Origin of the sequence: Pseudomonas sp. F1_0610, assembly GCF_047470865.1 — a bacterium.
In the GTDB taxonomy this organism is placed as follows: Bacteria; Pseudomonadota; Gammaproteobacteria; order Pseudomonadales; family Pseudomonadaceae; genus JAZDRH01.
The window spans coordinates 1-25,504 of sequence record NZ_JAZDRH010000001.1 but is presented as its reverse complement, the minus strand read 5'-3'; the positions used below and the strand labels follow the sequence as shown (position 1 = coordinate 25,504).

Sequence of the window (25,504 nt, the reverse complement as noted above, 5' to 3'; positions counted from 1 at the left end):
TGCTCTACTCTTGAGCGATACCGCCATTGGTTCTATGCTGTTACCTCGTTATACGGCAAAGAGAATCCCAATGGCGGAGCAACAACCTATTATTGAGTCACTACTGGATACTGACCTCTATAAATTCACCATGCTACAAGTAGTGCTGCACCAATTCCCACAAGCCTCCAGCATTTACAAATTTCGTTGCCATAATAACGATACTGCACAGTATCCTTTACGTGAAATTAAAGATGAGCTAGAGCAACAGCTTGACTACCTGTGCGAGCTACGTTTTCAGCCTGACGAACTAGACTACTTACGCAGCTTACGTTTTATCAAAAGCGACTTTGTTGATTACCTTGAGCTATTTCAACTCAAACGCCGTTTTATTCAAGTAGGTATTGATGAGCAAGGTCGCCTTGATATTCATATTCAAGGCCCTATGGTGCAAGCCATGTTCTTTGAAATATTTGTATTAGCACTGGTCAATCAAATCTTTTTTTCCCGCTTCCACTCGCCTGCTGTTTTTAGCGAGGGTGAGCGCCGCCTACAAGAGAAAGTTGCGTTATTACAACAAATAGACCAGCAACAGAATCCACAAGACCCACCTTTTTTGATCGCTGATTTCGGTACACGTCGACGCTTTACCCGCGACTGGCATGAGCATGTGGTTCGCACCTTAGTAAGCCAAGTCCCCCATGTAGTTCGAGGTACAAGTAATCTGTATTTAGCCAAACAACTGGGCATCACACCTATTGGCACCATGGCACATGAATATTTACAGGCCTTTCAAGCCCTCAATGTGCGCCTACGTGATTTTCAAAAGAAAGCATTAGAAGCTTGGGTTCAAGAATACCGTGGCGATTTAGGTGTAGCACTGACTGACGTTATTACCATGGATGCTTTTTTGGCTGATTTTGACTTATATTTTGCTAAGCTTTTTGATGGTTTACGCCATGACAGCGGCGACCCTTATATTTGGGGAGAAAAAGCCATTGCACATTACCAAAAACTAAAAATAAACCCTGCCAGCAAACGCTTTACCTTTAGCGATGGCCTAAATATCCCTAAAGCTTTTAAGCTTCATCAACACTTTAAAGACCGCGTCCAAACAAGCTTTGGCATAGGTACCAACCTCACCAATGACATGGGTTTAGAACCCCTAAAAATCGTCTTGAAACTGGTTAGCTGCAATGGTCAAACCGTAGCTAAGATATCAGATAGCCAAGGCAAAATTGTATGCAGCGATGAAACCTTTATGGCCTATTTGAAGCAAGTATTTAATGTAGAAGATACTCAATAGCCCACCTATACAGCTTAGAAAATACAGAACACTTATAACTGTCGCTCCTATTAATCAACTAATAAGAGCGATAAATGAATAGCTAGTAATAATTAAATATATTTCTATCAGACATCCCACTGGGTAATATCATCAATAGGGTTTGGCAGTACATTTTCTATTGCTTCTTTTATCCAAGTAGGATCAATATAATTATAAGTTGACTCAACAACCCAGGATAAAAATTCTTCAGGCCCACCGTTTAAATAAGGTGGCGGAGATGAGGGTTTAAATACTGTAGGCAGTGGATCACTCAGCGCAATGCTATTAAATACAAAACTTAACTCTTGAATTACACGCCACACCAGTGGATGTGAGCTATCAATATCGAATTTTATCCACCAATACGCATCTCTTGTTACTTCACTAGCAATAATGGATACACCAGGTAGCTTAGATACAAAATCTACTAAAATGGGCAATCCTGCTTTCAATTTCTTTTTGTTTATATACTCAGCTGGAGATGTTATGCGTTCTAGTTTTTTAACAATATGCGCAGCTAGATTAATACTGGCATCTGATGCTTCTTTTTCTAATGTTTTTTTAAGTTTTTTAGGCAAGCTTATTTCTAACACCAATATCTCCTTAATGCGTAAGCTCAACACTTACTGCTAGTTACTAATAAAACTCCCATAACTAGCAAGAATACTATTTTATAAATTTCTTGTTCTAAACACAGCAAGTAACAAACAAGCTGAAATAGCCGCTATTAGTGGCATCCAGCCCCAATGATCCCAAACCCAACCTCCGGCATAGCCCAGTGCGCTTGAACCTAAATAGTAAGCACAAAGATATAACGCCGAAGCCTGAGCACGAGCTCCTCCGGCTTTTTGCCCCACCATTCCACTAGCCACGGCATGCGCAGCAAAGAAACCAATAGTAAATAAGGCTAAGCCCAAAGTAATGGCAGGCAACCACTCTATCAAACAGGCTAACGCCCCAGCCAACATTATAAGCAAGCTAACAATTAATACAAGGCGAGCACTATATTTTGAGACTAAACGCCCACTCCAGTTGGAGCTTACAATACCTAACAAATAAACGAGAAATAAAAAACTAATAATGGTACTAGATAGATTGAAAGGCGCTAGTTGCAAATGAAAGCCAATGTAATTAAACATAGCTACAAAGCTACCCATCAATAAAAAAGAGAGTAAAAATAAAACCCGTAAATCTTTATTACTTAGATGCTTCGCAAAGTTTTTTAGTAGGCCTTTAATGGATAGCGGCTGTGCCACAAAATGACGTGACTTAGGCAATAACCAAATAAAGAGAAGGCAAGAAAATAAGCCTAAGCCTGCAATACCCCCTAAAGCAAGCTGCCAGCCACCTACATCACTAAAGACTCCCGCTAACAAACGCCCTAATAATCCACCAAGTGCAGTACCACCAATATAAAGTCCCATAGCAACAGGCAATGAGCGGGGATCAAACTCTTCCCCCACATACGCCATGGCTAAGGCAGGCAGACCACTTAATGCTAAGCCGAGCAGTGTTCGAATAACTAATAGTAACGTCCAATCGCTCACCAGTGCGCTGGCAATACCTAAGATACAGGCGGCAAGTAAGGCAATCACCATAACAGGTTTACGCCCCCAACTTTCGCTTAACGCTCCAGACAGTAACAAACCAAAAGCAAGGCTGCACGTAGTGACTGATAAGGATAAACTACTGGAAGATGAAGAAACCTGAAACGCCTCTGCCAGCATAGGCAGAAGCGGTTGAACACAATAGAGCAGCGCAAAGGTGGCAAAACCGGCGCAAAACAAGGCAATAGTTGCGCGTCGATAAGCTGAAGTTCCTTGTAAGATATACTCCGATGGCGCTTCTGCTTCTTGACTCATAATACAACCTCAGTAAAACCAGCAAACGGCACAGCTTAGCTAAACACGCTAGAGATGTGTCACATCTAAAAAACGCGGTGTAGCTGTGTCATCCATTTTCAAATTGAAAAAATCAAATAGATTACGGTCAGCCAACTGCGAAGGTACGACATTCTGCAATGCGCGAAACATAATTTCCAAACGGCCTGGGGTTTTGCTCTCCCACTCTTGCAGCATCTGCTTTACTACTTGGCGCTGCAAGTTAGGCTGAGAACCACATAGATTGCATGGAATAATAGGAAACTCTTTTAATGCAGAGTAGGCTTCTATATCACGTTCTTGACAGTAAGCCAAAGGTCGAATCACCACATTACGACCATCGTCGGAGAGCAGTTTAGGCGGCATAGCTTTGAGCGTTCCACCATAAAACATATTCAAGAAGAATGTTTCTAGAATATCATCACGATGATGGCCTAAAGCCATTTTGGTAGCGCCAATTTCATCGGCAAAGGTATATAAAGTACCACGACGCAAACGTGAACATAATGAGCAGGTAGTCTTACCTTCAGGTACTTTTTCCTTTACAACAGAGTACGTATCTTTCTCAATAATATGGTACTCCACACCCAACGCAGCTAAATACTCAGGAAGAATATGCTCTGGGAAACCCGGCTGTTTTTGATCAAGATTCACAGCCACTAAGTCAAACTTAATAGGGGCTACTTTTTGCAAATACAGCAAAATATCTAACATGGTGTAGCTATCTTTACCACCAGATAAGCACACCATTACTTTGTCGCCTTCTTCAATCATATTGAAGTCAGTTACCGCTTCACCTACGAGTCGGCGCAAGCGTTTTTGCAATTTATTTTGGTTAACCGAAAGAGCGCTCATGTAACTAAATCCCAACTGGGCTAAAAAACCGCTTATTTTACCCTTATTCGCAAGCTTTTAGCTAATAAACCCGTTATCCTCAGAGCGTTTTTTTAGTACATCATTACTCTTATGCTCAACCTAATCTACAGCCTACTCAGGGCACACGCTAAACTCACAGAGCAACAGCTCCTTAAACTTTTGCATGAACACAGTGTTCCGGCATTTTCTAACCCTGACCTACGCGATCCGAAAAATCTTTTTCGCTGCCACTTTCTGCTGTTTAATGCGCTGTACCAACTTCGCGATCAGCTACTAATAAATCAACAAGGCTTATTACAAATTGATCCTCTTGGCATTGAATTAAAACCCTGGAATGCAGCTCTCCCAGAGCTCGTCCAGACTGATTCACTTCGGAGTTATTATTTAGACTGTGCAAATTTGCCTACTGGTGAAAGCAAAGCCGCCGAGCTTTTAAGCGGTGCTATTTTACGCCTAACTGAGCAGGACAAAACGATTGCTGCACTTAAAGTGCTCGGCTTTGATAACTCTCAATTAGTGCTAGATAACAAGACAATACGAACACGTTACCGGCAACTGGTTTGCCTGCACCATCCTGATCGAGGTGGAGATAAAGACAAGCTGCAAGAGGTGCACCAAGCAATGGATATTTTAAAAGCTCAAGGTATTTATTCTGTTAAATCTGTTACAGCCTAATGGAAACATAAAGACATACTTTTAAACATATTAACCAACCACTCATTGATTTAGCTCATGTATGATTTTTTTCAAAAATCACGGAGTAGATGTATGCCCAAAGCAATTAAACACATGCTCAGCTTATCTGAAGCCAAACTAAATGCCTTTGCTCAAGCATTACCCACATCAAATAAAGCACACGAAGGATACGAGGCTATTTTTTATCTTGCACAAGCAATTGAGCATCTTGATCAACGATTAAAAGCCCTGGAACAACTGCACGGATTAGAGCGCGAAGAGCCATTTTTTAGTTAACTATTTCTAACGCCATGAGGCACATGCCCAGTAGGCACTACTTGGCGAGACTTTTCGCAATGCAATGTTTGGTCATCAAAAAAGATATCTGCACCAAACGCCTCTAGGAAAGGGGATTTATCTAAACCACCTAAAAACAGTGACTCATCTAAGCGAATCCCCCAGTCACGCAATGTACGGATAACACGCTCATGTGAAGGTGCAGAGCGTGCTGTTACTAAGGCTGTGCGTATCGGGCAGTCTTCAAGAAAGTCGCTTTGCAACTGATTCAGTGCAGCCAAAAAGCCGCGAAAAGGACCATCAGCCAAACTAGTATGTGCTTTTTCAACTTCATTTTGCTGGAAGGCTTCTAAGCCACTTTCTTTATAAATACGCTCAGCTTCATCGGAAAATAATACTGCATCACCATCAAAAGCAATACGCAATTGCCCTGTTCCTTTGCGCTCAGCACCACCAGGCAGAATAGTAGCAGCAGCAAAGCCTGCGCTTAACGCATTGCGCACATCTTCTGCATTAGTTGATAAAAACAAATGACTATTAAATGCTTTCAAATAAGGATTGGGACTCTGCCCTCCAACAAAAGCCGCACGTTCAATATCCAACTGATAATGTTTAATTGAATTAAAAGCACGCAAACCCGTATCTGCACTATTACGCGAAACTAAAATGACCTCTACGCGTCTTTCACCTAGGCGCTTATTAATGGCTAATAATTTTTCAACTAACGAAAACGCCTCACCTTTGGTTAGAACATCATTTTCACGCTCAATCTGATAACCACAATAAGCATCAATCCCTTGCTCTTGATAGATTTGATGACTTTCACTCAAGTCAAAAAGTGCTGTAGAGGAAATAGTCAATATCAACTGAGGCGGCGTAGATTTAGTCATAATTAAGCAGGCTGTTGCGCAATAAAAGAAAGCGTTTGTAAAAGCATCTCAACTTTAGGCATAGCACAACCAACTTGCTGAGCTGCGACCAAGGGCGCGGTATAGATATTATGTAACTCTAGCGGTCGCTGATGAGTAAAGTCGTGATACATACTTGGGAAGTAGTCAGGCATTTTGTCCGTAGAAACCAGCATTTTTTCAACAAAATTATCAGGCAAACTATAACCATGAGCCATAGCGGCATTAACCACTTCATGCATCATGTCACTAATTAACTGCCGCGTTGCAGAGTTTTGCATCATCTGTCCAGTATGGGCATTTAACAAAACTGAAAGACCATTATAGGGTATGTTCCATACGAGTTTTTGCCAGCGTGCCTGTTCAATATTTGCAATCAGATGTGAATCTACATTTGCCTGATTAAACATATTAACCAGTAGCTGTGCTTGATCTTGCCCTACCTGAGGGCTAGCCGCACCACTATGATAAGCTACATTGACTCCACCATAAGCTTGATGTTCTATCACGCCTGCTGATTTACGGTGAACACAAATAAAACATAAGCCACCAAATAGCAGCAAATCATCACGCAATGAAGCACGGAGCTCATCTTCTAAACCAAAACCATTTTGTAAAAGCACCACGTTAGCATTCGTATTTGCTGCCTGATTAATGATCTTAGCCATCTGCGCATTAGCAGTAGCTTTAGTTCCTAGTAATACCCAGTCACATTTAGGCATGACACCGGCATTATCCCAAGCATTAACGTCTGCCTGCAAACAACCTAATGTTGCACTTTCTATTCTAATGCCTTGCTCTTTTACAGCCTGATACTCACTACGTAATAAAAAATGCACCTCAAAACCAGCGCGTTGTAACATTAGCCCATAAAAACCTCCTATGGCTCCTGTACCAATAATGGCCACGCGTGGCTTGACTATATTCATCATTATTCCTACCTTTAAATTAATTGCCGCGATTGCACACCCTTTACCAAGCACTTAGGCTAGAATGGCAGTATGGAGAAGTTGCTGTCTTTGGCAATTATACGTAAATCTTCTATTTATATTTTTCTAGCTAAAGTCATCGAGTTGCTTAACCCCCCGCAAGCCAGTTGACTAATTAGCAAATAAATCTATCTCATCAAAGCAGAGCTGCATAATCTCAGAGACTGATTATCGTTATCTAGATCAAAAAATATTTCAAATTGTCTATACATTGTAGCTTTAGCAGGAAAACCTGAGCTATAGTTGAAATATAGGATTATAAATACTTACCAAACCCAGTTTAGTAAGTGCAATCGCAACTAACCTAACGGAGACGCTTATGTTCCCTGAGTACCGCGATTTAATGTCCCGCTTGAAAGGCTCTCACCCTCGCTATAACGCGTTATTTGAAAAACACAACTCACTTGACCATGAAATTGCTCGCCTTGAAGGTTCCAATGGCGCAGGATACAACCAAGAAGTGGCCAAGCTAAAAAAAGAAAAGCTTGCGCTAAAAGATGAAATTTATAAAATTCTGCAAGAAGAAGCAGGTAAACATTAACTATTCATAAGGGGTAGTAGTGCTTACTACTACCCATTTTCCGATTTTCTTAAAATAGCCTTTTATTAATACAGATAAAACAGACTAAAAGGCGACTATTAAACTATTTTTTCATATTGGCTAAAATATAATCGGCTACTGCTTTGTCCGTTATAAAATCACGCAGCATTTCTTCATCCATCCGGATATATGGAATTTGACGATTATCACCTACCAGTTTGACAGCTACGATTTCATCATCAATCTGAATAATCTCTAAAGGCCCTGTTTCTACAACATTGGGTTTTTCTTTCAGCTCTTTTTTCCCAGTTTCTCGCACAGTGCGTTCAGTAATGGTTTGCGTGTAGGTTTTAGCCTTACTATCTACCTTCCAAGTGAAATGCTGAACTCCCTCTGTTTCCTCTTTCGCCTTGGTGTCATTGATATATAACCAGTCCAACCCTTTATTACCTGGAAACATTACTTTAACTAACAAAAACTCCATTGGATCATCATCCATCGAGGAGGCAGCCCATAAGCCATACAAATCAGCATCCTTAACCTGTTCTTTAAGATGCCCTCCTTCTACCACAGGCGTTGTTGTCTCTAAAAGACTGCACGCACTCAGAAGCAAGCTGAATGCCAGCAATATGCCATACTTTACTTTTTTCATATTCAAAGTCCTAGTTATTCATCGTTAAAAAAGTATGCCATAAAAAACAAACACTATACTTTTAAATTAACTTTATTGAGAAATAACTAGCATATAAACACTTACCTTCAGCCTAGCAGTACAGTTATTTATTCTTCAACACTCTGACTAAACTGCATTAGATAAGCATTTCGACGAAAAAAATCGTCTACTACTTGAGGATTATCTCTGTCTAGTAACCTTTCCGAGACCTTTCCATTTTGGATAGCATAAACACTAGGTGTGGCACCTGCCCTTTCACCTAAGATGGCTTTGAGCCCATTAAAATCAATATAGCCTCGCTCCTTAGAAAGATTTAGGTTACCTACCTGCAGACTATTGGCTTTAAGATAACTACGTAAGGCTGGTTCAAACTGACGAGAATAGCCGCAGTTATCAGAGCTAACAAAAAGGATCATATTAGCCCCTTTGTTAGACTCCTTAATTAACTGAGCTGTACTTATAGCAATAAAAGGATCTGATTTTTTTGCACTAGCTTGCCAATTGGCCGGGCTGGAGCTATGGGTTAAGTCGGTTTCGGTCTTATTATTTTTATAAGCAAAAAGTATTATTACAATACTTGCACATATCGCCCCTAAAATCTCTTTTGATGTCATACAGCCGCCCCTGTCTGCATGTATATATGCTATCTATACCCAAGCTGCCTATCGATTAAAATGAATATTAATCTGCTAATTCTTCAACAAAAATATAGCGTAGAGAAGAGCTATCAGCAGGTGGCGTACTCTCAGATTTAAGTGTTACTTTTAGCTTATACGCCCTACCTTCCTGATAGGAAAAGCCTTCAATGCCCGAGTAAGAGTTAAACCACTCGTCTTCATCTTCAAATCGCATTTTCAAGCACTTCATAGGACCAACACCTATACAATCAACAAGCTTATCTTGCACATAAACCACCCTAGTTGTTGCAACGTCTTTACTAGGTGTTTGCGCACAAGCAACTAGCGCAAGTGCAACAAAAGGCCATACAATATTTTTTTTCAACATAGGAACTCTCTTGGCGGTATGCCAACTATCGTTAAACGTATAACTGCCTTTAGCATAACAGCTAGCTATTTTCAAAAAACTGAATTAAGTCAAACAAAATCATCCAAAAAGCAGTTAATAATTATTTACATTCACTATACTTTTTTATAGTTTATAGTGAATAAAAAATTTTTTAAAAGACTAAGTGCTATTTTTATGATCCTCTACAATATTAGTCTCCCATGGTGCGCTTGAGTCAAAATCAATACCTGAGAAAATAACACCTAAATTATTTTTTGACCTAGATTTTACACTGTAATTTTCTACACTCAATAAAGTAATTTCAAGGCAGATTCAAGAGCTGAGCGCAACAGGTTTAATGAATTGATGCTAGCTCAATATTAATTCAATCTTTGACGCTTAAGCTTTTTGTAGCGAGTTCTAGAGCTACTTTCGTATTTAAATAAAATTTTATATTGCGAGAAACACTATCACTTGTTTTATAAAAATATTATTCTAAAAATAAAAATCGTATAGACTTATTAGATAAAAATAAATTATAAATAAAAATATCTTACTCACTTAAATTTTTTGAACATATAAGGAAAGCAAAATTTTATTTGGCTGCCGAAGCAGGGATCGAACCTGCGACCAAGTGATTAACAGTCACCTGCTCTACCGCTGAGCTATTCGGCAATTTCTCTATCTCAAGCTTAGCTGCTATTGACATAACGAAAATAGATTTTACGGATTTTTTGCAAAGATTCAAGAGCCTATCGCTTCCAGCTGAATAAATCTTGTTGCAATTGTAGCTTAGTAGTTTATTCAGCAAAGGTGTACATTTATTTTAATACTTAGATGAAATTAGGAATGCACAATGTTAAATATCTCTCGTTTACAAAGATTACAGCTTAAGCCCGAGATTATTGCCAGACAGAAAAAACTCTTGCGTATAGCAGCTATTATTTTTCTGTTAACGGGTATTTCCTGTCTACTTAACCCTCTACTTTCTGGTTCAATTATCGGCATTATAATTGGCGTGTCCATGCTCATTAGTGCGACTACTTTTCTTCTTGGTGTGCTGACTAATAGTTTGCTAGGTGGTCCAACAAAAATTGCTGCCACTGTACTGGCTATTGGCTATTTATTAATTGGATATATTTTCTTTACCGATCCATTAAAAGGTATGGCAGCCTTAGGTATTATTTTAGCGGTTGTTTTTATTCTGGCAGGTGTTTTACGCATCACTGCGGGTTTACAACGAATAAAAAATACCGATGGTTGGTTGCAGCTTTTATTAGGCTTAATGAACTTTTTTATTGGCTATATTCTATTTTCCTCGCCACCTGCTACTGCAGCAAGCATGATTACCTTTTTAATCGGTTTTGAGCTGCTATTTAGCGCATTCACTTTATTTAGCCTAGTCAGCGGTATAAGTGCTTTTGAAAAAGCACAAAACCAAGCAGATTAAGCTCGCTTTCAGGTACTCGCTATCTGCGAGTACCTGTTACTTTTGGCAAAATTCTTGCCATTCCTCCTCATGAAAAGCGTCAGACTGAGGATCATCAATTACCGCTTGCTCTGCAGATAATTGAGCTATTTCAGCTCCATCAACAAAAATATAAAAGCGCTTTTGCTTAAGCCAAGGTCCAGAACTGGTTTGCGCATCAAGGTTACCGCAAATCATTTGCCATTGTTCGGCTTCTGCTTTTGCTGATTTTTTACCAATAAAAGCATGATTCACCTTAATCATAGGATAGCTTTCTTGAAGCTGTGCAATAAGCTGGTCATTGGCATAGTCAATATAAGGCTTTTGTTTTTGAACTGTTGTAGAGCATGCCGCTACCCCTAATACGCTTATTAGTAGCACTATTTTCTGCACTGACATTGTGTTGCTCCCTGTATTTGAATTTTAAATACTAGTTTAAAACCTATAGCGATAGGTTAGTGTCGCTACTGCCATGTTATTACGTTCATAGAAGCCTTGCGCTTTAGTATTTTCTGCTTGCGTGGATAACTCTAAATACTCAGCTCCACGTTGTTTGCCCCAATCTAGTACCGACTCAAAGAGTGTTTGCCCTATGCCTTGGTTACGCACATTCTGGTCGATTATAAAATCTATAAGATAAACATACTGATGAGGCACTAGACACTTATACGGTAAGGTTTTTTGCAACTGCAGCACAGCAAAACCAATAATATTGGACGCTTGTACGGCAAGCAAAATATCACTATTGGGAGCCAAAATAGTCTCTTTGATAAAGCTTACATCTTGCTGTGCTTCTTGTAGATAGAATGGTTGCAATGCAGCGCCATGACAAAATAGCTGATGATATAGATACTCAATATGTTTTATATCATCTACACAAGCATAACGAATTTTTATCATATATATGTCCTAAACTATTACTTTAATAGCGCATAATGCTTAGTATTCTACTCAACAAAAATCATTTTTTTATAGTTAACATTATTAAATAGAAAAGGACGTTATCCATGTCACTGAATCAGTATATTCCTTCGTTTAAAGCCATTGAGTTTGTGCCCCTATCGGAGAACTGTACTGACAAACTTTGGCAATTTCATATAAGTCAGCAAAAAGAATTAGAACAGCGCCTTGAAACACTACAAAAAATAGCCCAAACCGACAATAACGCCGTCTATATTCTAGAAAATATGGATCAACCCGACCCTGAATTGAAAAAAGTTACGCGTGCGCATTATCAGCAATTCATTGACTGCCTTAATCTAAAATCTAATGACCTACCCAAGGTCGATTCCACAGTACTTGAAGGGCATTTTCTGTATCACTTCCTTTGCGAAGAAATAGATTTATTACATTTATTGCGCCTAACACAACTGCAAACCAACCCTGCCAAGTTTAGCCGTTATGAGTATAGCCAAATTGAACTGGGGCATTTTTTCTTTACCACTGAACTACGTCAACTAGCTGAGGCTTTTGAGCGTTTTGGCTTCCACCATGCTAAATACTATTTAGCCGAGCGTTTCTTGCATCAATCTAATACCTATGAGCTGAGTTATTATGATAATCATGAATTAGTGTGGCCCTTCTTTGCTGAGAATCTTGCATTTTTAGAAGAAGCGCTAGGTATAGGTGAGCACCATCTATTGTGTCAGTACTTTGAGCCTAACAAGCGCAGTGCTATGCGTTTACTGTGCATGCTGCCTAGGCTACCAGAGCAATTTCTACCTGTGCTAAAAAGTGATGCGCTTTCAGGTAAAAAATCAATAGCGCTGCTGGCCCAACAACGACTTAAAGATACAGCTGAAAAATATGCCTATATTGCTGAAGGCTTAGCCTCTAGCAAACAAGATGTGCGCTTAAGTATGGCGCATTGGTTAAGCACATTACATAGCCCACAAGCTCTCACCTTAATTGAACAGCAACTAAAAATAGAAAAACGCGAAACGGTGAAAGCAGTGTTACTAACAGCGCTTGAAAAACAAGGCGCGGATATTAAATACTACCTTAACCCTGATGTTTTACTCAGTGAAGCCAACAAAGGTTTAACAACTAAGCCGCCTGTCAGTATGAGCTGGTTTAATCTAGATCTTATTCATACTCTTACTTGGCAGGATGGTACTGCTGTAGCGCCAGCTATTGCGCAATGGTGGGTGGTACTTGCGGTTAAATTAAAATCCCCTTCCAGTGAAGGCTTATTACAGCGTTATCTTAATTTACTCAGCCCAGCCAGTGCTGAGCAGTTAGGGCTTTATGTACTGCACAGCTATATTCATGAGGACACACGCGGACCAAGTTATACTGAAGCCAGTATAGAGGCAGCCACACTTGCTCAGCAGGATTTTCAATATTACCAACGCCACTACTCTGCTACAGAATTGGCTAACGCTGGTATTACCTTAGAACACTGCCGACAAACACACATCAAACACATTATGCAGCGCTATGCAGGTTCTGCCAGCGATGCAAAAGGCATGCTAGCACTCATTAGCGGCATAGATGGGTTGACATTAGTACCTCTTGTGCAACGATTTACAGCACAACATTATCAACGTCGGAGTAGCATTGAAAGCCTGCTGTTGGCCTTGGCTAATAAAGATGATCTGCGTAGCATTCAATGGATTATTCATGAGGCGCGTAACAATCGTACAGCCATACTACGCAACACGGCTAACAAGCTAATACTAGCTATTGCTGAACGCAAACAATGGACTGAGTTAGAATTACAAGATCGCACTATTCCTACAGCGGGCTTAGATGAGAATGGCACTTTGACGCTAGATTATGATACTCGTCAGCTAAGCGCTAAACTCAGTGATAGTGGTGAGTTTCTACTCTATACGCCTGAAGGAAAACAACTTAAAACCTTACCTAGTGCGCGCAAGCTTGATAATCCTGAAATTATTAAAGAAACCCGCAAAACCTTCAAAGCCTTAAAAGAAGAACTTCAAGATACATTGGCTTTACAAAGCAAGCGCTTAGCCAACGCCGCCATGAATGCACGACAGTGGCTATTTAGCGATTGGCAACGTGATTATTTACAACACCCAATTATGCGTTTACTGGTTAAACGTGTGATTTGGCTAGCCACAGATGACCAGCAGAACATACAGAGTTTTCGCCCGACTGAAGATGGCTGTTTGCTGAATCTCAATGATGATGAACTAGAGCTTGCACCTGAGCAAATCATCACGATAGCTCATGCGGATCTGCTATCAATTGAGGATGCAAACGCATGGCAACAGCACTTTATCGACTACAAAACCCTCCCTTTATTTAATCAATTACACCCTGTGCTACCAGCGGATTTAGATCTTAGCCAAACGCAAGTTAATCATTTAAAAGGCACAATAACCTACTACCTAGATGCCTTTAATTATTTATCTACTCAAGATTATGAGGAAACACCCCATCTGTACAATAATTTTGAATTTACTTTAACTAACCTTGAGTACAATCTCTGTGCATCTATCACTGGTACTGTAGGATACAGCTCCTACATTCCATCAACCTTAGATAAATTACGTTTTCATCGAGTAAATGATGCTAGAGCCTTAGCTTTAGCTGAAGTTCCACGCCCTTTTTTAGCGCGCTGTTATGCTGATTATGAGCACTTATCTAGGTTAAATGATTTTCTTAGCAGTAAAGCTATCCATTAACCCTATCTAGCTGAAAATTATTTTCAGTGCATAAACGCAACAATTAACGAACAATGTTAGCTAAATACGTCACATTTCATAATACTGTTTTTAAGCTGCAACCTAGCCGTCAGATATCTGTCATATACTGGTATTTACTGATACGACACAATATGTCGCTAGACTTTGTAAACTAAGCTAACGCATTACACAATGCTGTTATTTATGGATAAAACAGGCTACAGAGCGCGCATTTTGATTTAGCACTAGCTAGCCAATTAACGAGACCAACGCATGTCAACCAATCTACAAAAAGTATACGACGAACTTATGGGCACTACTGGGTTGCTATCTAAGTTGAGCAAACTGTTTGAAGGCAAGCCAGCCGTTCAATATGAAGTACTGGTGGATGCTTTTGTGCCATTAGCGCGTATTAATGAGCAATACCCTGCCCGCATTATTGATTTCATATTACAAGGCAATGACAGCGGCATTTTGGTTGAACTTGAATCACAGCAAGACACCTTAGGCATTGTCTTAATTGATAATCCTGGATGCGTTTCGTATTGGTATAGCCACCATGACATATCTGCAAAAGAAATTCGCAAATTTATTCAAAAAACCAGCTCAGCTCGCCAACGCTTTTATACGCTGTGGAGCAAAGATTTTACCGATGAGCAAATTATTCGCTTTGCTAAAGTACTAGCAGCCATCTGTGGCGGGCGGAATACCAGCATCAGCTGCCCCCTTGTCCCTTTGTGGTTCCTCTATTTAGTGCTTGATGGCTTAAGCACTGAGTTACACAACATTAAAGATAGTCAATTTCAACAAGTACGTGGACGCTGGACAGTACAAAAGCTACATGATCTCTTAGCCAGTGAACAAAGCAATACAGCAGAGCTTGTATTAAACATGCTTTTTGACCGTCGCAATATAGACTCTCCTTACTACCTAGACCGTTTAGATCATTTCTTTAAGCTCACGGACGTAGATAGCTACATTACGCAACATATTGAATTGTTTAAACAGCTACCTAAACAACTCAGCGCACCAGGTCAAGTGTGCTTGGCACGTTTCCTAGGTAATCACAAAGATATCTGCACGCAAGTTCCAGAGCTAGTTATTAACTTGGCAACCTCCAGCCTAAAAACTGTTCGTTCTGAAGCTGAAGGCCTACTTTCTGTGTTAGATGCAGAAATTCTATTTGAGCCTCTAAAAGAAGCACTCTTTAATGGCGACAGCAAACAGCGCGTTTTTGCGGCTAACCTCATTGCCCGTAAAGCCGAAAATAAAGCACTATTAGAGCAAGCACTCGAGCAAGAAAAAACTAAAACTGTTGTCGCAGCAATAGAAAGCGCACTGGCTCGATTTGATAGCATTGATAGTGCTAGCACTATGGAGTCGCTAGAAATCCCACCTTTTGCGCCCATCGCTGAAGTGGAGTTACCAGAAGCCAAAGTCGCTGAAATTTTGCAACAAAACTACAATGAAATGCTTGAGGAAGCGCGCCTGCGTGCAGAAAGTGAAGCTCAAGAGAATGAAACCCGTGAAAAACGCCATCAATACCATTGGGCGCAAGATAACTATCGCCGCTTGAAACGAGAAAATGCCATTGATTATGCGCAGCTTGCTGCCTTTCTCAATGGTAAAGGCAATATCAGCAAGCGTTCTGGACATGACCTGCGCATTATTGAATACAAAAACCGTATTTCTAGCTTGCCTGAATACAGTGCGTTACATCATTTACGCACCCAGCTGGTTAACAGCACCGCCAAACATATTAGTCTTTGGCAGGTTTTCAGACAAGGTACAACCTTTGCTCAGTTTGACTTACGAGCAACCGCTCAAGCGTTGACGGCAGTAGGTGCGCCTAATGCAAAGCGTTTAATCGCAGACTATTTCTTATCAAGCTCTTATTACAATCCATTTGAAGATTTTAACAACAAAGATCTCGTTTGGCCGTTTTTTGCGGAAAATACAGAACTGTTAGATGAGGCATTAAAACTACGCCCGAGCCAAAATAACAATCAAAATCGCTATTACGAGTTTTCTGAAGCCTGTGCTATTCAGATTTTAGAACAGTTCCCAAGTTTGCCTGCACACTATGTACCACGCATTTTAGAGCTGGCATTAGGCGAAGGGAAATCCTTACGCCCTATCGCTCAGGCAACCTTAGAAAGCATTCCTAATATTCATTTACGTGCTGAAGAAGCGCTAGCCTCTAGCAAGCAAGAAATTCGCATTACTGCTGCGGAATGGCTAGCCCGTTTGAACCAGCCGTCCTCCTGTGTAGCGCTCAATGTGGCGCTGAAAAAAGAAAAGCGCGAAACGGTACGCGCGGCTTTGCTTACGGCATTAGAAGCACTAGGGGAAGATATTAGCGCCTATTTAAGCCCTAAAGTATTACAGCAAGAAGCTGAAACGGGTCTAAAAGCTAAATTACCAACCAGCTTTGCATGGTTTGATTTTTCACTTATTCCAGCGCTTACATGGGAAAATGGCAAGGCTGTTGCGCCCGCTATTATTCAATGGTGGATTGTACTGGCAGTAAAACTCAAAGATCCTTCAGGAAATGCGCTATTACAACGCTATGTTGGCTTGCTCAGTAAAGACAGCCAGAAAAAACTCGGTAGCTTCTTGCTGCACACTTTCATTGCGCAGGATACGCGTCACCCTAGCCTAGAAGAAGCCATGGCAGAAGCGCAACAAAGTGCTCCTCAGCGCTTAGCTAACTACCAAAGTGGTTTTAAACGCTACCCTGAATACTATGCAAAATACGAACATTTCACCTTAGAAGATACGATAGAAGAAATTAAGCGTGAAGTGCTAAGTCGCTACCTTGGCTCAGCAACGTCAGACAAAGGCATGCTAGCGCTATGCTCAGGCATTGAAGGCCATGTTGCAGTAACGGCTGTACGCCAATTTATGCGTGACCACTACCCACGTTATAACCAAATTATGGCAATGCTAATGGGGATTGGTAACAGCAATGATCCATTGATTATTCAATTGTTATTATCTATATCCCGCCGTTATCGCACTAACGCAGTACAAGAAAAAGCTCGTGAACTAATTACTGCTATTGCCCAACGCAATGGCTGGACTCCTGATGAACTGGCCGATCGAACCATTCCAACAGCAGGTATGGATGAAACAGGTGTTATTAGCCTAGATTATGGTGAGCGTGTATTTACTGCACGCATGGATGATAAATACAAATTTGTCTTACTTAATCCAGAAGGCAAAGAAATTAAAGCCTTACCTGAACCACGGAAAACAGAAGACGCTGACTTAGTCAAAGACGCTAAAAAGCTACTTTCCAATAGCAAAAAAGAGCTTAAGCAAGTCATTGAGTTACAAAGTGCACGCTTATTTGAAGCCATGTGCGCTGAGCGTTTGTGGTCAGCGGCTGACTGGAAAGAATACCTTTTCGCACACCCAGTTATGAATCCGTTAATTCAACGCTTAGTTTGGTTAGAAGTAGATACTGACGGCAATCTGCTTACGAGCTTTCGTCCAACAGAGGACGGCAGCCTTATCAATGTAGAGGATGATGAGGTTGAACTCGCCGAAAATAGCCAACTAAAACTAGCTCATGCAGCCTTACTAGAGGCTGAATTGAGCAAAGCATGGTTAGCACATTTTAAAGACTACAAAGTGAAGCCTTTATTTGCGCAGATGATCAATAGCATTCCAGATATCAGTAAAAATACTACTGGCCTCATTGAGGATCGTAAAGGCTGGGTTACAGACACCTTTACCTTACGTGGCGTGCTAACCAAAATGGGCTATAAACGCTCAGACGCAGAAGATGCTGGCAGTTTTGACCATTACAGCAAAGCCTTTGATAGCCTTGGTTTGTATATCAATATTCATTTCAGTGGTAGCTATGTGCCTGAAGAGAATATTCCAGCCGTTCTGTACAGCCTAAGTTTTGCCAATGGCCGCTCATGGAGCGCTCAAGAAGTAGCCTTGAAGGACATCCCACCTATTCTGCTCGCCGAAGGCTATGCCGACTACCTTGCAGTAGCCGCTGCCTGTGGCGGATTTGATCCTGAATGGAAAAAGAAAGGGCTTTGGTAATAGCCAACAACAGTGCAGCGCTTAGTGCCTGCACTGTTTTTTATTAATTCTATTAACAGCATAAGGCGTGCTCAATGAGCAATAAGCTACTATGGGTGGCTCGCCAAATTATGGCTGTTTTCGTTGTGTTTAGGAGCCAGCATGAGCAACAAGCCACAGGTCATTCGTGATAGCGCTGAAAATCGTTTTGCCGATGAGTTAAAACGTCTAACGAAAGCCGATACAGATAACCCTAAACCTGCAGGTTGGCTGCGTTCACCTCGCGCCGTACGTCAATTTATCTTAGGTGATGAACAGCTTAACATCAGCCGCAAATTCTATGGTGATGACGCCTTAGTAGATCGCGCTATAGTAACTTTGCTCGGCAAACAAGGCTTAATGCTGGTGGGTGAACCTGGTACCGCAAAATCCATGCTCTCAGAATTATTCGCAGCGGCTATTAGTGGCGACTCTAACCTAACCATACAAGGCACAGCAGGCACTACGGAAGATCACATTAAGTATTCGTGGAACTATGCACTCTTGCTCGCCGAAGGCCCGACAGAGCGTGCACTGGTTGGCTCACCAATCTACCAAGGCATGCTGCAAGGTAAAATTGTGCGCTTTGAAGAGATTACTCGTTGCCCACCTGAAATTCAGGACGTCTTAGTTTCCTTAATGTCAGAAAAACAATTAATGATTCCAGAAATGGGTGAAGGCGCACGCGTAAGTGCAAAACCAGGGTTTAACCTAATTGGCACTGCTAACTTGCGCGACCGTGGTGTGCATGAAATGTCATCGGCGTTAAAACGTCGCTTTAACTTCGAAACAGTAAAAGCCATTAGCGATCCACAATTTGAAATGGAACTTATCACCTTGCAGTTGGCGCGTGACTTAGGTGAGCTCGCACCACAAATACAGATTCCAACCAATGTTATTGAGCTATTAGTAACAACCTTCCAAGAATTGCGTAGTGGCAATACCCAAGAAGGCGCCAGCTTAAAAACGCCGGATGCAGTAATGTCTACCGCAGAAGCAGTGAATATCGCCCATGCTGCCGCTCTTGAAGCCTACTATTTAGGTGATAAAACCTTAACCGGTGGCGCTATTGCCCGCCAGCTCATTGGCGTTGTGTTAAAGGACAACCCTGATGATATTAAGCGCATGCGTTTTTATATGGATAACGTCGCCCGTGAGCGCGCACGTAAAGACGAGCAATGGAGCTCATTTTTTGAAGCCTCAAAAGCCTTCTGGAAATAATAGCGCCTATGTCTACGCCCATTCTTGAGCAGTTGCCTGATCGACTGGCACAGGCTTTAAACAGTATTGAAGCCTTAGCCCAAGCACATATTTACTTTGCGCCAGTGCGCCATCATAGCCCAGCGTGCGCCTTTGCTGTTCGTAACCAGATTGAGCAGCTTAAACCTACGCATATTTTAATTGAGGCGCCAAACAGCTTTAACTCGCTGATTCCTGACCTTCTCAGCGAAGAAAGCAGTCCGCCGTTAGCCATTTTAGGACAAACCTTAGTACAACTACCAACAATAGAAGGCGAAGAAAAACCTGAGCCTATTCTGCGTTCGGCTTTTTATCCGTTTTGCGAGTATTCTCCCGAATGGCAAGCACTACGCCAAGGGCACCTACATAAAGCTCAACTCAGCTTTATTGACTTATCTTGGAGCGAACAAGTCGCACTGGAAGTGGCTAAGCTAGAAGAGGAAACACGGGCCTCTAGTGAGCCCTCATTACAAAGCAACAACTTGCAAGCTGAGCGTTACTTGGCACATAGCCGTTATATTCAACGAATGGCGCAAAAGCTCTTTTGTCGTGACCATGACGATCTTTGGGAGCACCTTTTTGAATTACGTACCTTAGGTCAATTAAAGGACTGGCAAGCATTCTTTCAAGACACCTTTGCGTGGTGCGCTATGGCACGTTTAGATTACGAGCCACAAGTATTAGACGCTGAGGGTTCTAGCCAGCGCGAAGCCCACATGCTGATCTGTATCCAGCAGATTAAACAGCAACACAAAGACGCTCGCATTTTGGTAGTCACTGGCGGATTTCATACCTTAGCGTTAGTTGAGCAGCTATGGCAGAAAAACACCCTTACCTGTGCCTCTAAAAGTCAGCTCAGCACCTTTGAAAAACAGCAGCGCACTGCGCAAAATGATCAAGCGTGGCTTATTCGTTATAGTTTTGATCGCTTAGATGCACTTAACGGCTATGCTTCTGGTATGCCTTCGCCACAGTTTTATCAAGAACGCTGGCAAGCAATGCTGAAACAAGAAGCAGAGCAGCCTAACAGTTGCACACAAAGCATGCGTGAACAGAACAGTTTGCAATTTCTATCAAAAATCGCGCAACAATTACGTCATGAACACTTTGACGATGCCCCAAACTTTACCGCCTTGCGCAGTGCCTATGAACAAGCCATTGGTTTAGCTTCTTTACGTAACCATCAAGGGCCGAGTCGTTACGATTTACTGGATGGACTCCAAACAGGCTTTCTCAAAGGCAGTATAGATACTACGCAAGCTCAGTTATGGAGCAAAATTCGTCAAAGCTTTACTGGTTTTGCTTTAGGTCGTATTCCTAAATCCAGTGCAACACCTCCTTTGGTGAACGAAGTTTATCAAAAAGCCCAAAAATTTCGTTTTAAACTGGAAGATACGCTCAGTAAAAATAGCCAACTGGATATTTATCGTAAAGATAGCCATCGCGAACGTAGCCGCTTTTTGCATTTACTGGCCTTTATCAACACTGGTTTTGCTCAAAAAATCGACGGTCCTGACTTTGTTAATGGCCACCGTTTGGATATTTTATTTGAGGAATGGCAGTACGCATGGACGCCTTCAGTCGAGGCGCGTTTAATTGAATTATCAGAACAAGGCACACAACTTGAACAGGTTGCTTTAAAACAACTCTACGCGCAAGAACAAGCATTGGAGCAGCAAGGCTTTGGACGCTCAAGTGCGCAAGCGGTACATCTTTTAGTACAGGCGGCGTTAATGGGGCTGAATAACCGAGTAACCCAATTAGCCTCAAAATTGGCTGTGTATATTGAGCAAGATGCCAAGTTAGACTCCTTAGTAAACTGCGGGCACCGTCTATTATATCTATGGCGCGGACGCGAGTTTTTAGGCTTAGCCAACCAAACCGCTTTGCCATTATTATTAGAAGCCATACAGCCTCAAACACTATTTTATCTAGATCAAATTATTCCAGCAGAGAGCGATCAGCAAGAACAAGCCCTTAGTTGCTTATTGTCACTTCGTGAGCTAGTTAAGTTAATGCCTGAACCGCTTTCAACCTTAGCTCATCAACAGGCGTTTTATCAGCAATTAGCACGCTTACGCCCACAGATGCAGACAACTACTTTAATTAGTGGCGCGGTTGATGCCATGCGTTTTATTGATGGCTATTTAACAGAACAAGAACTAGAGCAAGCACTACATGCCACCTTCTCGTTAGGTGCTGATAATGATCTAGCCATAGCCTATTTTATTGGTGTTATGCGAACGGCACCTGAGCTGATAGTGCAAACCTCATTGCTCCTTAATGTACTCGATGAGCTACTAATGGATTGGGATCAAGAGCGTTTTATTAGCCTACTTCCTGACTTACGCTTTGCATTTAGCCAGTTAACCCCGAAACAAAACGCTGTATTAGCTGAGCGCATTGCCAAAAAATATGCACTCAATGAACAGCAAATAGCGACTACTTTTAGCAGCTTCACCCAACAAGATATGCTTGAAGGAGCCGCGTTAGATCATCAGTTAAACCAGTATTTGCAACGTAATCATTTAACTCAGTGGTTTGCTGGAGAACAGTCATGAGTGATGAAAACCAACCAGACATCCTCGCCCATGCTCGCCGCTGGCGACTTATTTTAGGCAAATATGCTGATAAAAACTTAGGGCAAGCCCAGTTTGGCCAAGAAGATATGCGCCTTGATCGTACCCTAAGCTATCTTTACAACCGTGAGTATGAACGCCGCGGCATGCGTACCGAAGGTCCTAAAGGCGAAGGTAGTGATGATGTTTCAGTCTTTAATGCAGTTAACTGGTTAAGCCAAGCGCGCAAACTTTTTCCACAAAGCACTTTTGAACGGATGCAAACACAGGCTTTAGAACGTTACCAAATTGATGGCCTATTGCGCGACCCCAATGCCATTCGCAATCTTTCACCTACGCCTGATACCGCCCGCTTATTACTTAATATGCGTGGGCGTATGAGTGCTGAAATGAAAGAAGCCATTAGGGAACTCATCAGCAAAGTAGTAGAAGAAATTCTACGCCGCCTAAAAACCCAATTTAAAAATACCATTACAGGTAGACGTAACCGTTTCCGTCGCTCCCCCATTGCCAATAGTCAAAACTTTGATTGGCGTGCCACCATTGCTGCAAACTTAAAAAATTTTGATTCTGAGCGTCAGCAGCTTGTCATTCAAAACCCCATTTTCAACTCTCGCATGCAAAGTCACTTTCCGTGGGATATTGTGCTGTGCGTTGACCAAAGTGGTTCTATGGATTCTTCTATTATGTACGCTGCGGTCTGTGCCAGCATTCTAGCTGGATTACCTGCTGTTAACGTGCATTTGGTGGTGTTTGACACCCAAGTTGTCGACCTTTCACATATGGCGCATGATCCTGTTGAAGTGCTAATGACAGTCCAACTAGGCGGCGGCACCTATATTGGTAAAGCCTTGCAGTATTGCGAAACTAAAATCAGCAATCCCAGCCGTACCATAGTGGCGTTAATCAGTGACTTTGCTGAAGGTGGTTCACTCAACGAGTTTTACAGTACAGTCGCACGGATGCACACGAATAAGGTCAAGCTCCTTGGTTTAGCAGCACTCAACGATAACGCACAACCAGAATACGATATGCAAATTGCACAGAAACTATCTAATTTAGGCATGCAAGTGGCTGCTTTAACGCCAGAGCATTTTGCCCAATGGTTGTCGGAGGTGATGCAATGAGCTGGCAAAGTATTTACCACAGCTACGATGAAGATGCGCTCTGTGTGTTCGCCAACCCAGGTTTACTACGCCGCGCCCGTAAAGACGTTGAAAGTGACAAAGTCAGCCTTGATCAAGAAAGCCCTGAACAAGGCCAGTTCACCAGTGATGGGCAACAGGTGTGCCTGCCAACTACAGGTATTCAACAGGCTACATGCAGCTGCCCTGCCACCAGTGCTTGCAAGCATATTTTGGCGGCTATTTTATGGCTACATAGCAATAACAGCAGCGCCCCAACGGAAGACAACACAGCAGATACAACCAGTATTGATCCGCTAGCCGATTTATTAAGTTTAAATAGCGCTCAACTTTGCAAAAACGTGGGTATTAGTAATGTACGGACGGCCTATCAGTTTTTTCAAGCTTGGCAAGAACAACAAGTACTGGTAACTGTTGCTGGTAGCCAATTAAAAATTACCTTGCCTGAGTTTGACGAACCTATTATCTACCTTGCTCAAGGCGGCTTTTCGGGAATTATTTCAGACTTACCCAGCAAACAAAAACACGCTCTGCATTTAGCTGCAGTTGCCTATTTATTTGCGCAAAACCAGCAGGAATGGCAATGGCCTGAAACAGCTATTCCAGAAGACAAACAAAACCAACCTTTAACCAGCGATGAGTTAGCATTAGTTAACCATATTGAGCTGCACTTGAATGAACTGCTCGCTCAGGGGTTATCCCATGTTAGCCAAAGCAGTGCGCGACAACTGCATATGCTGAATATGTCGGCCCGCGCAGAAGGACTGCCACGCTTAGCCGCGCTATTACGCAATCTCAGTCAGCACGTACAACAACTGGCGAACCGACATTTTGCAACCGACGAACGTGAGACCTTGTTTCTAATGGCGCGTATAGCAGCACACTTACAAAGCTTAAAACAAGCCGATGTAGACACGCTCAGCCTACTACGCAAACGTAGCCGTCGCAGCTATCAAACTCAGGATCAAGCGCTTAACCTTACACCTTTAGGTGCTAGCTGGTGGAGCAGCAAAACAGGGGCTCACGGTGCTACTTTTCACTTTTGGGATAACGACAACCTTGAATGGCTTGAATGTACTAATGCCCGCACCAACAATATGGATAGCAGCTTTACACGGTTAAATGTATGGGAAAGCTTAGCACTCTGGCAGCAAACGCCTGATCGTTTAATAATGCAGCCCTTTACCCTAGAAAAACCACGTTTATCTGAAGATAACAAATTAGCCTTTAATGCTGATAGCCGTGCTATTGCAAAAGAACCACTCAACTCGACCAGCTATGAACAACTAAAAAATCAGCTTGGTTTCACTAATTTTTCTCAGCTTAAGCAGTATGTGAATCAACAAAACAGCAGTGAAGAAGGCATGCCTTTTACCTTGCTATTACACATTACGAGCTACGAAGAGGCCTACCTTGACGAAGTAGAACAATGCATTGTCTGGCCTGTTAAAGACCCCCAAGGCAATACCGCTTTTTTACGTTTATTCTGGGACGAACATAGCCAGTTACGTATTGAGAAATTAGAACAAGTCCTGAAAAAACAGCCTAAAGTACGCGCTGTATTAATCAGCCCTAATCAGCAAGATCAGCATTTGGAGTTCTCACCTTTTAGTCTGTTAATTGAGGACGAAAAAACAGGGCATATCAAACCTTTATGCCTTGACTTTGAACTACCTAAACGTTTTATTAGCCGATTAAAAGGCAACTTTGTTAACCGTATTATTGAATACGTAAAACATAAAAAACGACTTGTACAAAGCAGCTATAGCCAACCAAGTATTAGTCAGCGTATTACTCGACCGTTGCTAGATTGCTTAGAAGCACAAGCGTGCACAGGACGTAAAGTATTTACTCAAGAACAAAAAGATACCCTAACCCAATGTAAAGAAGATGCTGAACAGTTAGGGTTAACAACACTCGTCAACAGCTTGGAGCAACTTTACAACCAGCAACGCCCCATCCTCCCGCAACTTCTGCGCACTGTCTATTTGTGCTATGTCATGCAACAAATGCAGTGCTCAGTACCTATTGCGTTGGCGGAATAAATCACACAGGAAGCTAGTTTTTAAGCACTAAGTGCATTGGTATCTGAAGGAATGACTGAAAAAGATATTAAAAAGAAAACCAGATTGTAATGGAAAATAAAATGCCAGAGTTATCAAAAAAAATTCAACTTAAAATAATTAACAT

Annotated in this window: 21 protein-coding genes and 1 tRNA gene; 11 read left to right on the top strand and 11 right to left on the bottom strand. The window is 41.7% G+C overall.

Annotated features, from left to right (window positions below):
• Positions 1-70 precede the first annotated feature (70 nt).
• Positions 71-1,285, top strand: a complete 1,215-nt coding sequence (gene pncB / locus VQ643_RS00110; protein WP_414197104.1) for a nicotinate phosphoribosyltransferase — start codon at positions 71-73, stop codon at positions 1,283-1,285.
• 107 nt (positions 1,286-1,392) lie between these two features.
• Here pncB and VQ643_RS00105 read toward each other — a convergent pair whose 3' ends face one another.
• The 3 genes from VQ643_RS00105 to ttcA all read right to left on the bottom strand — a co-directional run bounded on the left by VQ643_RS00105 (position 1,393) and on the right by ttcA (position 4,041).
• Complete coding sequence (locus VQ643_RS00105; RefSeq protein WP_414197102.1) at positions 1,393-1,899, bottom strand: hypothetical protein; 507 nt, start codon at positions 1,897-1,899, stop codon at positions 1,393-1,395.
• A 78-nt stretch (positions 1,900-1,977) separates the two neighbouring features.
• Positions 1,978-3,168: an MFS transporter gene (locus tag VQ643_RS00100; protein ID WP_414197101.1), complete on the bottom strand. Its 1,191-nt coding sequence runs from the start codon at positions 3,166-3,168 to the stop codon at positions 1,978-1,980.
• 48 nt (positions 3,169-3,216) lie between these two features.
• Positions 3,217-4,041 carry a tRNA 2-thiocytidine(32) synthetase TtcA gene (gene ttcA, locus VQ643_RS00095; RefSeq protein WP_414197100.1) on the bottom strand — a complete coding sequence of 275 codons (825 nt, stop codon included), beginning with the start codon at positions 4,039-4,041 and terminating at the stop codon, positions 3,217-3,219.
• A gap of 111 nt (positions 4,042-4,152) precedes the next feature.
• On the opposite strand from ttcA, the gene VQ643_RS00090 reads away from it, so the two are divergent.
• Both VQ643_RS00090 and VQ643_RS00085 read left to right on the top strand, forming a co-directional pair.
• A complete protein-coding gene (locus VQ643_RS00090) occupies positions 4,153-4,737 on the top strand; it encodes a DNA-J related domain-containing protein (protein ID WP_414197098.1) in 585 nt (194 codons plus the stop codon).
• A 93-nt stretch (positions 4,738-4,830) separates the two neighbouring features.
• Positions 4,831-5,034 carry a hypothetical protein gene (locus tag VQ643_RS00085; RefSeq protein ID WP_414197096.1) on the top strand — a complete coding sequence of 68 codons (204 nt, stop codon included), beginning with the start codon at positions 4,831-4,833 and terminating at the stop codon, positions 5,032-5,034.
• Here the strand turns inward: VQ643_RS00085 and VQ643_RS00080 are convergent.
• Both VQ643_RS00080 and VQ643_RS00075 read right to left on the bottom strand, forming a co-directional pair.
• Positions 5,031-5,924: a 5'-nucleotidase gene (locus VQ643_RS00080; protein WP_414197094.1), complete on the bottom strand. Its 894-nt coding sequence runs from the start codon at positions 5,922-5,924 to the stop codon at positions 5,031-5,033. The genes VQ643_RS00085 and VQ643_RS00080 overlap by 4 nt on opposite strands.
• A 2-nt stretch (positions 5,925-5,926) precedes the next feature.
• The gene (locus tag VQ643_RS00075; protein ID WP_414197435.1) at positions 5,927-6,871 is read right to left on the bottom strand and encodes a putative 2-dehydropantoate 2-reductase; all 945 of its coding nucleotides are present in this window, start codon (positions 6,869-6,871) and stop codon (positions 5,927-5,929) included.
• Positions 6,872-7,250: 379 nt separating this feature from the next.
• Between VQ643_RS00075 and VQ643_RS00070 the strand changes: the two genes are divergently transcribed.
• Positions 7,251-7,472: a YdcH family protein gene (locus tag VQ643_RS00070; protein WP_414197092.1), complete on the top strand. Its 222-nt coding sequence runs from the start codon at positions 7,251-7,253 to the stop codon at positions 7,470-7,472.
• A gap of 103 nt (positions 7,473-7,575) precedes the next feature.
• Here the strand turns inward: VQ643_RS00070 and VQ643_RS00065 are convergent, their stop codons facing one another.
• The 4 genes from VQ643_RS00065 to VQ643_RS00050 all read right to left on the bottom strand — a co-directional run bounded on the left by VQ643_RS00065 (position 7,576) and on the right by VQ643_RS00050 (position 9,825).
• Entirely contained in the window at positions 7,576-8,124 is a 549-nt protein-coding gene (locus VQ643_RS00065) for a hypothetical protein (protein WP_414197091.1), read from the bottom strand.
• A 128-nt stretch (positions 8,125-8,252) separates the two neighbouring features.
• Positions 8,253-8,759 (bottom strand): hypothetical protein, encoded by a 507-nt coding sequence (locus tag VQ643_RS00060; protein ID WP_414197090.1) that lies wholly within the window; start codon positions 8,757-8,759, stop codon positions 8,253-8,255.
• A gap of 67 nt (positions 8,760-8,826) precedes the next feature.
• Positions 8,827-9,150: a DUF4377 domain-containing protein gene (locus VQ643_RS00055; RefSeq protein WP_414197089.1), complete on the bottom strand. Its 324-nt coding sequence runs from the start codon at positions 9,148-9,150 to the stop codon at positions 8,827-8,829.
• 600 nt (positions 9,151-9,750) lie between these two features.
• Positions 9,751-9,825: transfer RNA gene (locus VQ643_RS00050), tRNA-Asn, on the bottom strand.
• A 181-nt stretch (positions 9,826-10,006) separates the two neighbouring features.
• Between VQ643_RS00050 and VQ643_RS00045 the strand changes: the two genes are divergently transcribed.
• Positions 10,007-10,600: a DUF308 domain-containing protein gene (locus VQ643_RS00045; RefSeq protein ID WP_414197088.1), complete on the top strand. Its 594-nt coding sequence runs from the start codon at positions 10,007-10,009 to the stop codon at positions 10,598-10,600.
• 36 nt (positions 10,601-10,636) lie between these two features.
• Here VQ643_RS00045 and VQ643_RS00040 read toward each other — a convergent pair whose 3' ends face one another.
• Both VQ643_RS00040 and VQ643_RS00035 read right to left on the bottom strand, forming a co-directional pair.
• Entirely contained in the window at positions 10,637-11,017 is a 381-nt protein-coding gene (locus VQ643_RS00040) for a hypothetical protein (RefSeq protein ID WP_414197087.1), read from the bottom strand.
• A 36-nt stretch (positions 11,018-11,053) separates the two neighbouring features.
• Positions 11,054-11,518, bottom strand: a complete 465-nt coding sequence (locus VQ643_RS00035; protein WP_414197086.1) for an N-acetyltransferase family protein — start codon at positions 11,516-11,518, stop codon at positions 11,054-11,056.
• A 107-nt stretch (positions 11,519-11,625) separates the two neighbouring features.
• On the opposite strand from VQ643_RS00035, the gene VQ643_RS00030 reads away from it, so the two are divergent.
• The 6 genes from VQ643_RS00030 (at position 11,626) to VQ643_RS00005 (ending at position 25,359) form a co-directional block, all read left to right on the top strand.
• Positions 11,626-14,271: a DUF4132 domain-containing protein gene (locus tag VQ643_RS00030; protein ID WP_414197085.1), complete on the top strand. Its 2,646-nt coding sequence runs from the start codon at positions 11,626-11,628 to the stop codon at positions 14,269-14,271.
• A 273-nt stretch (positions 14,272-14,544) separates the two neighbouring features.
• Positions 14,545-18,333, top strand: coding sequence for a DUF4132 domain-containing protein (locus VQ643_RS00025; RefSeq protein WP_414197084.1), 3,789 nt, complete (start codon positions 14,545-14,547; stop codon positions 18,331-18,333).
• Between the two features lie 141 nt (positions 18,334-18,474).
• Positions 18,475-19,572 carry an ATP-binding protein gene (locus VQ643_RS00020; RefSeq protein ID WP_414197083.1) on the top strand — a complete coding sequence of 366 codons (1,098 nt, stop codon included), beginning with the start codon at positions 18,475-18,477 and terminating at the stop codon, positions 19,570-19,572.
• An 8-nt stretch (positions 19,573-19,580) separates the two neighbouring features.
• The gene (locus VQ643_RS00015; protein ID WP_414197081.1) at positions 19,581-22,151 is read left to right on the top strand and encodes a DUF5682 family protein; all 2,571 of its coding nucleotides are present in this window, start codon (positions 19,581-19,583) and stop codon (positions 22,149-22,151) included.
• On the top strand, positions 22,148-23,296 hold the full coding sequence (locus VQ643_RS00010) for a VWA domain-containing protein (RefSeq protein ID WP_414197079.1): 1,149 nt from the start codon (positions 22,148-22,150) through the stop codon (positions 23,294-23,296). The genes VQ643_RS00015 and VQ643_RS00010 overlap by 4 nt, the downstream gene beginning before the upstream one ends.
• Entirely contained in the window at positions 23,293-25,359 is a 2,067-nt protein-coding gene (locus tag VQ643_RS00005) for a hypothetical protein (protein ID WP_414197078.1), read from the top strand. The genes VQ643_RS00010 and VQ643_RS00005 overlap by 4 nt, the downstream gene beginning before the upstream one ends.
• The last annotated feature ends 145 nt before the right edge of the window (positions 25,360-25,504 follow it).

Coding starts and splice junctions, on each gene's coding strand:
- pncB (WP_414197104.1), top strand. CDS start 71: ATGGCGGAGCAACAACCTATTATTGAGTCACTACTGGATACTGACCTC.
- VQ643_RS00100 (WP_414197101.1), bottom strand. CDS start 3,168: ATGAGTCAAGAAGCAGAAGCGCCATCGGAGTATATCTTACAAGGAACT.
- ttcA (WP_414197100.1), bottom strand. CDS start 4,041: ATGAGCGCTCTTTCGGTTAACCAAAATAAATTGCAAAAACGCTTGCGC.
- VQ643_RS00090 (WP_414197098.1), top strand. CDS start 4,153: ATGCTCAACCTAATCTACAGCCTACTCAGGGCACACGCTAAACTCACA.
- VQ643_RS00085 (WP_414197096.1), top strand. CDS start 4,831: ATGCCCAAAGCAATTAAACACATGCTCAGCTTATCTGAAGCCAAACTA.
- VQ643_RS00080 (WP_414197094.1), bottom strand. CDS start 5,924: ATGACTAAATCTACGCCGCCTCAGTTGATATTGACTATTTCCTCTACA.
- VQ643_RS00075 (WP_414197435.1), bottom strand. CDS start 6,871: ATGAATATAGTCAAGCCACGCGTGGCCATTATTGGTACAGGAGCCATA.
- VQ643_RS00070 (WP_414197092.1), top strand. CDS start 7,251: ATGTTCCCTGAGTACCGCGATTTAATGTCCCGCTTGAAAGGCTCTCAC.
- VQ643_RS00065 (WP_414197091.1), bottom strand. CDS start 8,124: ATGAAAAAAGTAAAGTATGGCATATTGCTGGCATTCAGCTTGCTTCTG.
- VQ643_RS00060 (WP_414197090.1), bottom strand. CDS start 8,759: ATGACATCAAAAGAGATTTTAGGGGCGATATGTGCAAGTATTGTAATA.
- VQ643_RS00055 (WP_414197089.1), bottom strand. CDS start 9,150: ATGTTGAAAAAAAATATTGTATGGCCTTTTGTTGCACTTGCGCTAGTT.
- VQ643_RS00045 (WP_414197088.1), top strand. CDS start 10,007: ATGTTAAATATCTCTCGTTTACAAAGATTACAGCTTAAGCCCGAGATT.
- VQ643_RS00040 (WP_414197087.1), bottom strand. CDS start 11,017: ATGTCAGTGCAGAAAATAGTGCTACTAATAAGCGTATTAGGGGTAGCG.
- VQ643_RS00035 (WP_414197086.1), bottom strand. CDS start 11,518: ATGATAAAAATTCGTTATGCTTGTGTAGATGATATAAAACATATTGAG.
- VQ643_RS00030 (WP_414197085.1), top strand. CDS start 11,626: ATGTCACTGAATCAGTATATTCCTTCGTTTAAAGCCATTGAGTTTGTG.
- VQ643_RS00025 (WP_414197084.1), top strand. CDS start 14,545: ATGTCAACCAATCTACAAAAAGTATACGACGAACTTATGGGCACTACT.
- VQ643_RS00020 (WP_414197083.1), top strand. CDS start 18,475: ATGAGCAACAAGCCACAGGTCATTCGTGATAGCGCTGAAAATCGTTTT.
- VQ643_RS00015 (WP_414197081.1), top strand. CDS start 19,581: ATGTCTACGCCCATTCTTGAGCAGTTGCCTGATCGACTGGCACAGGCT.
- VQ643_RS00010 (WP_414197079.1), top strand. CDS start 22,148: ATGAGTGATGAAAACCAACCAGACATCCTCGCCCATGCTCGCCGCTGG.
- VQ643_RS00005 (WP_414197078.1), top strand. CDS start 23,293: ATGAGCTGGCAAAGTATTTACCACAGCTACGATGAAGATGCGCTCTGT.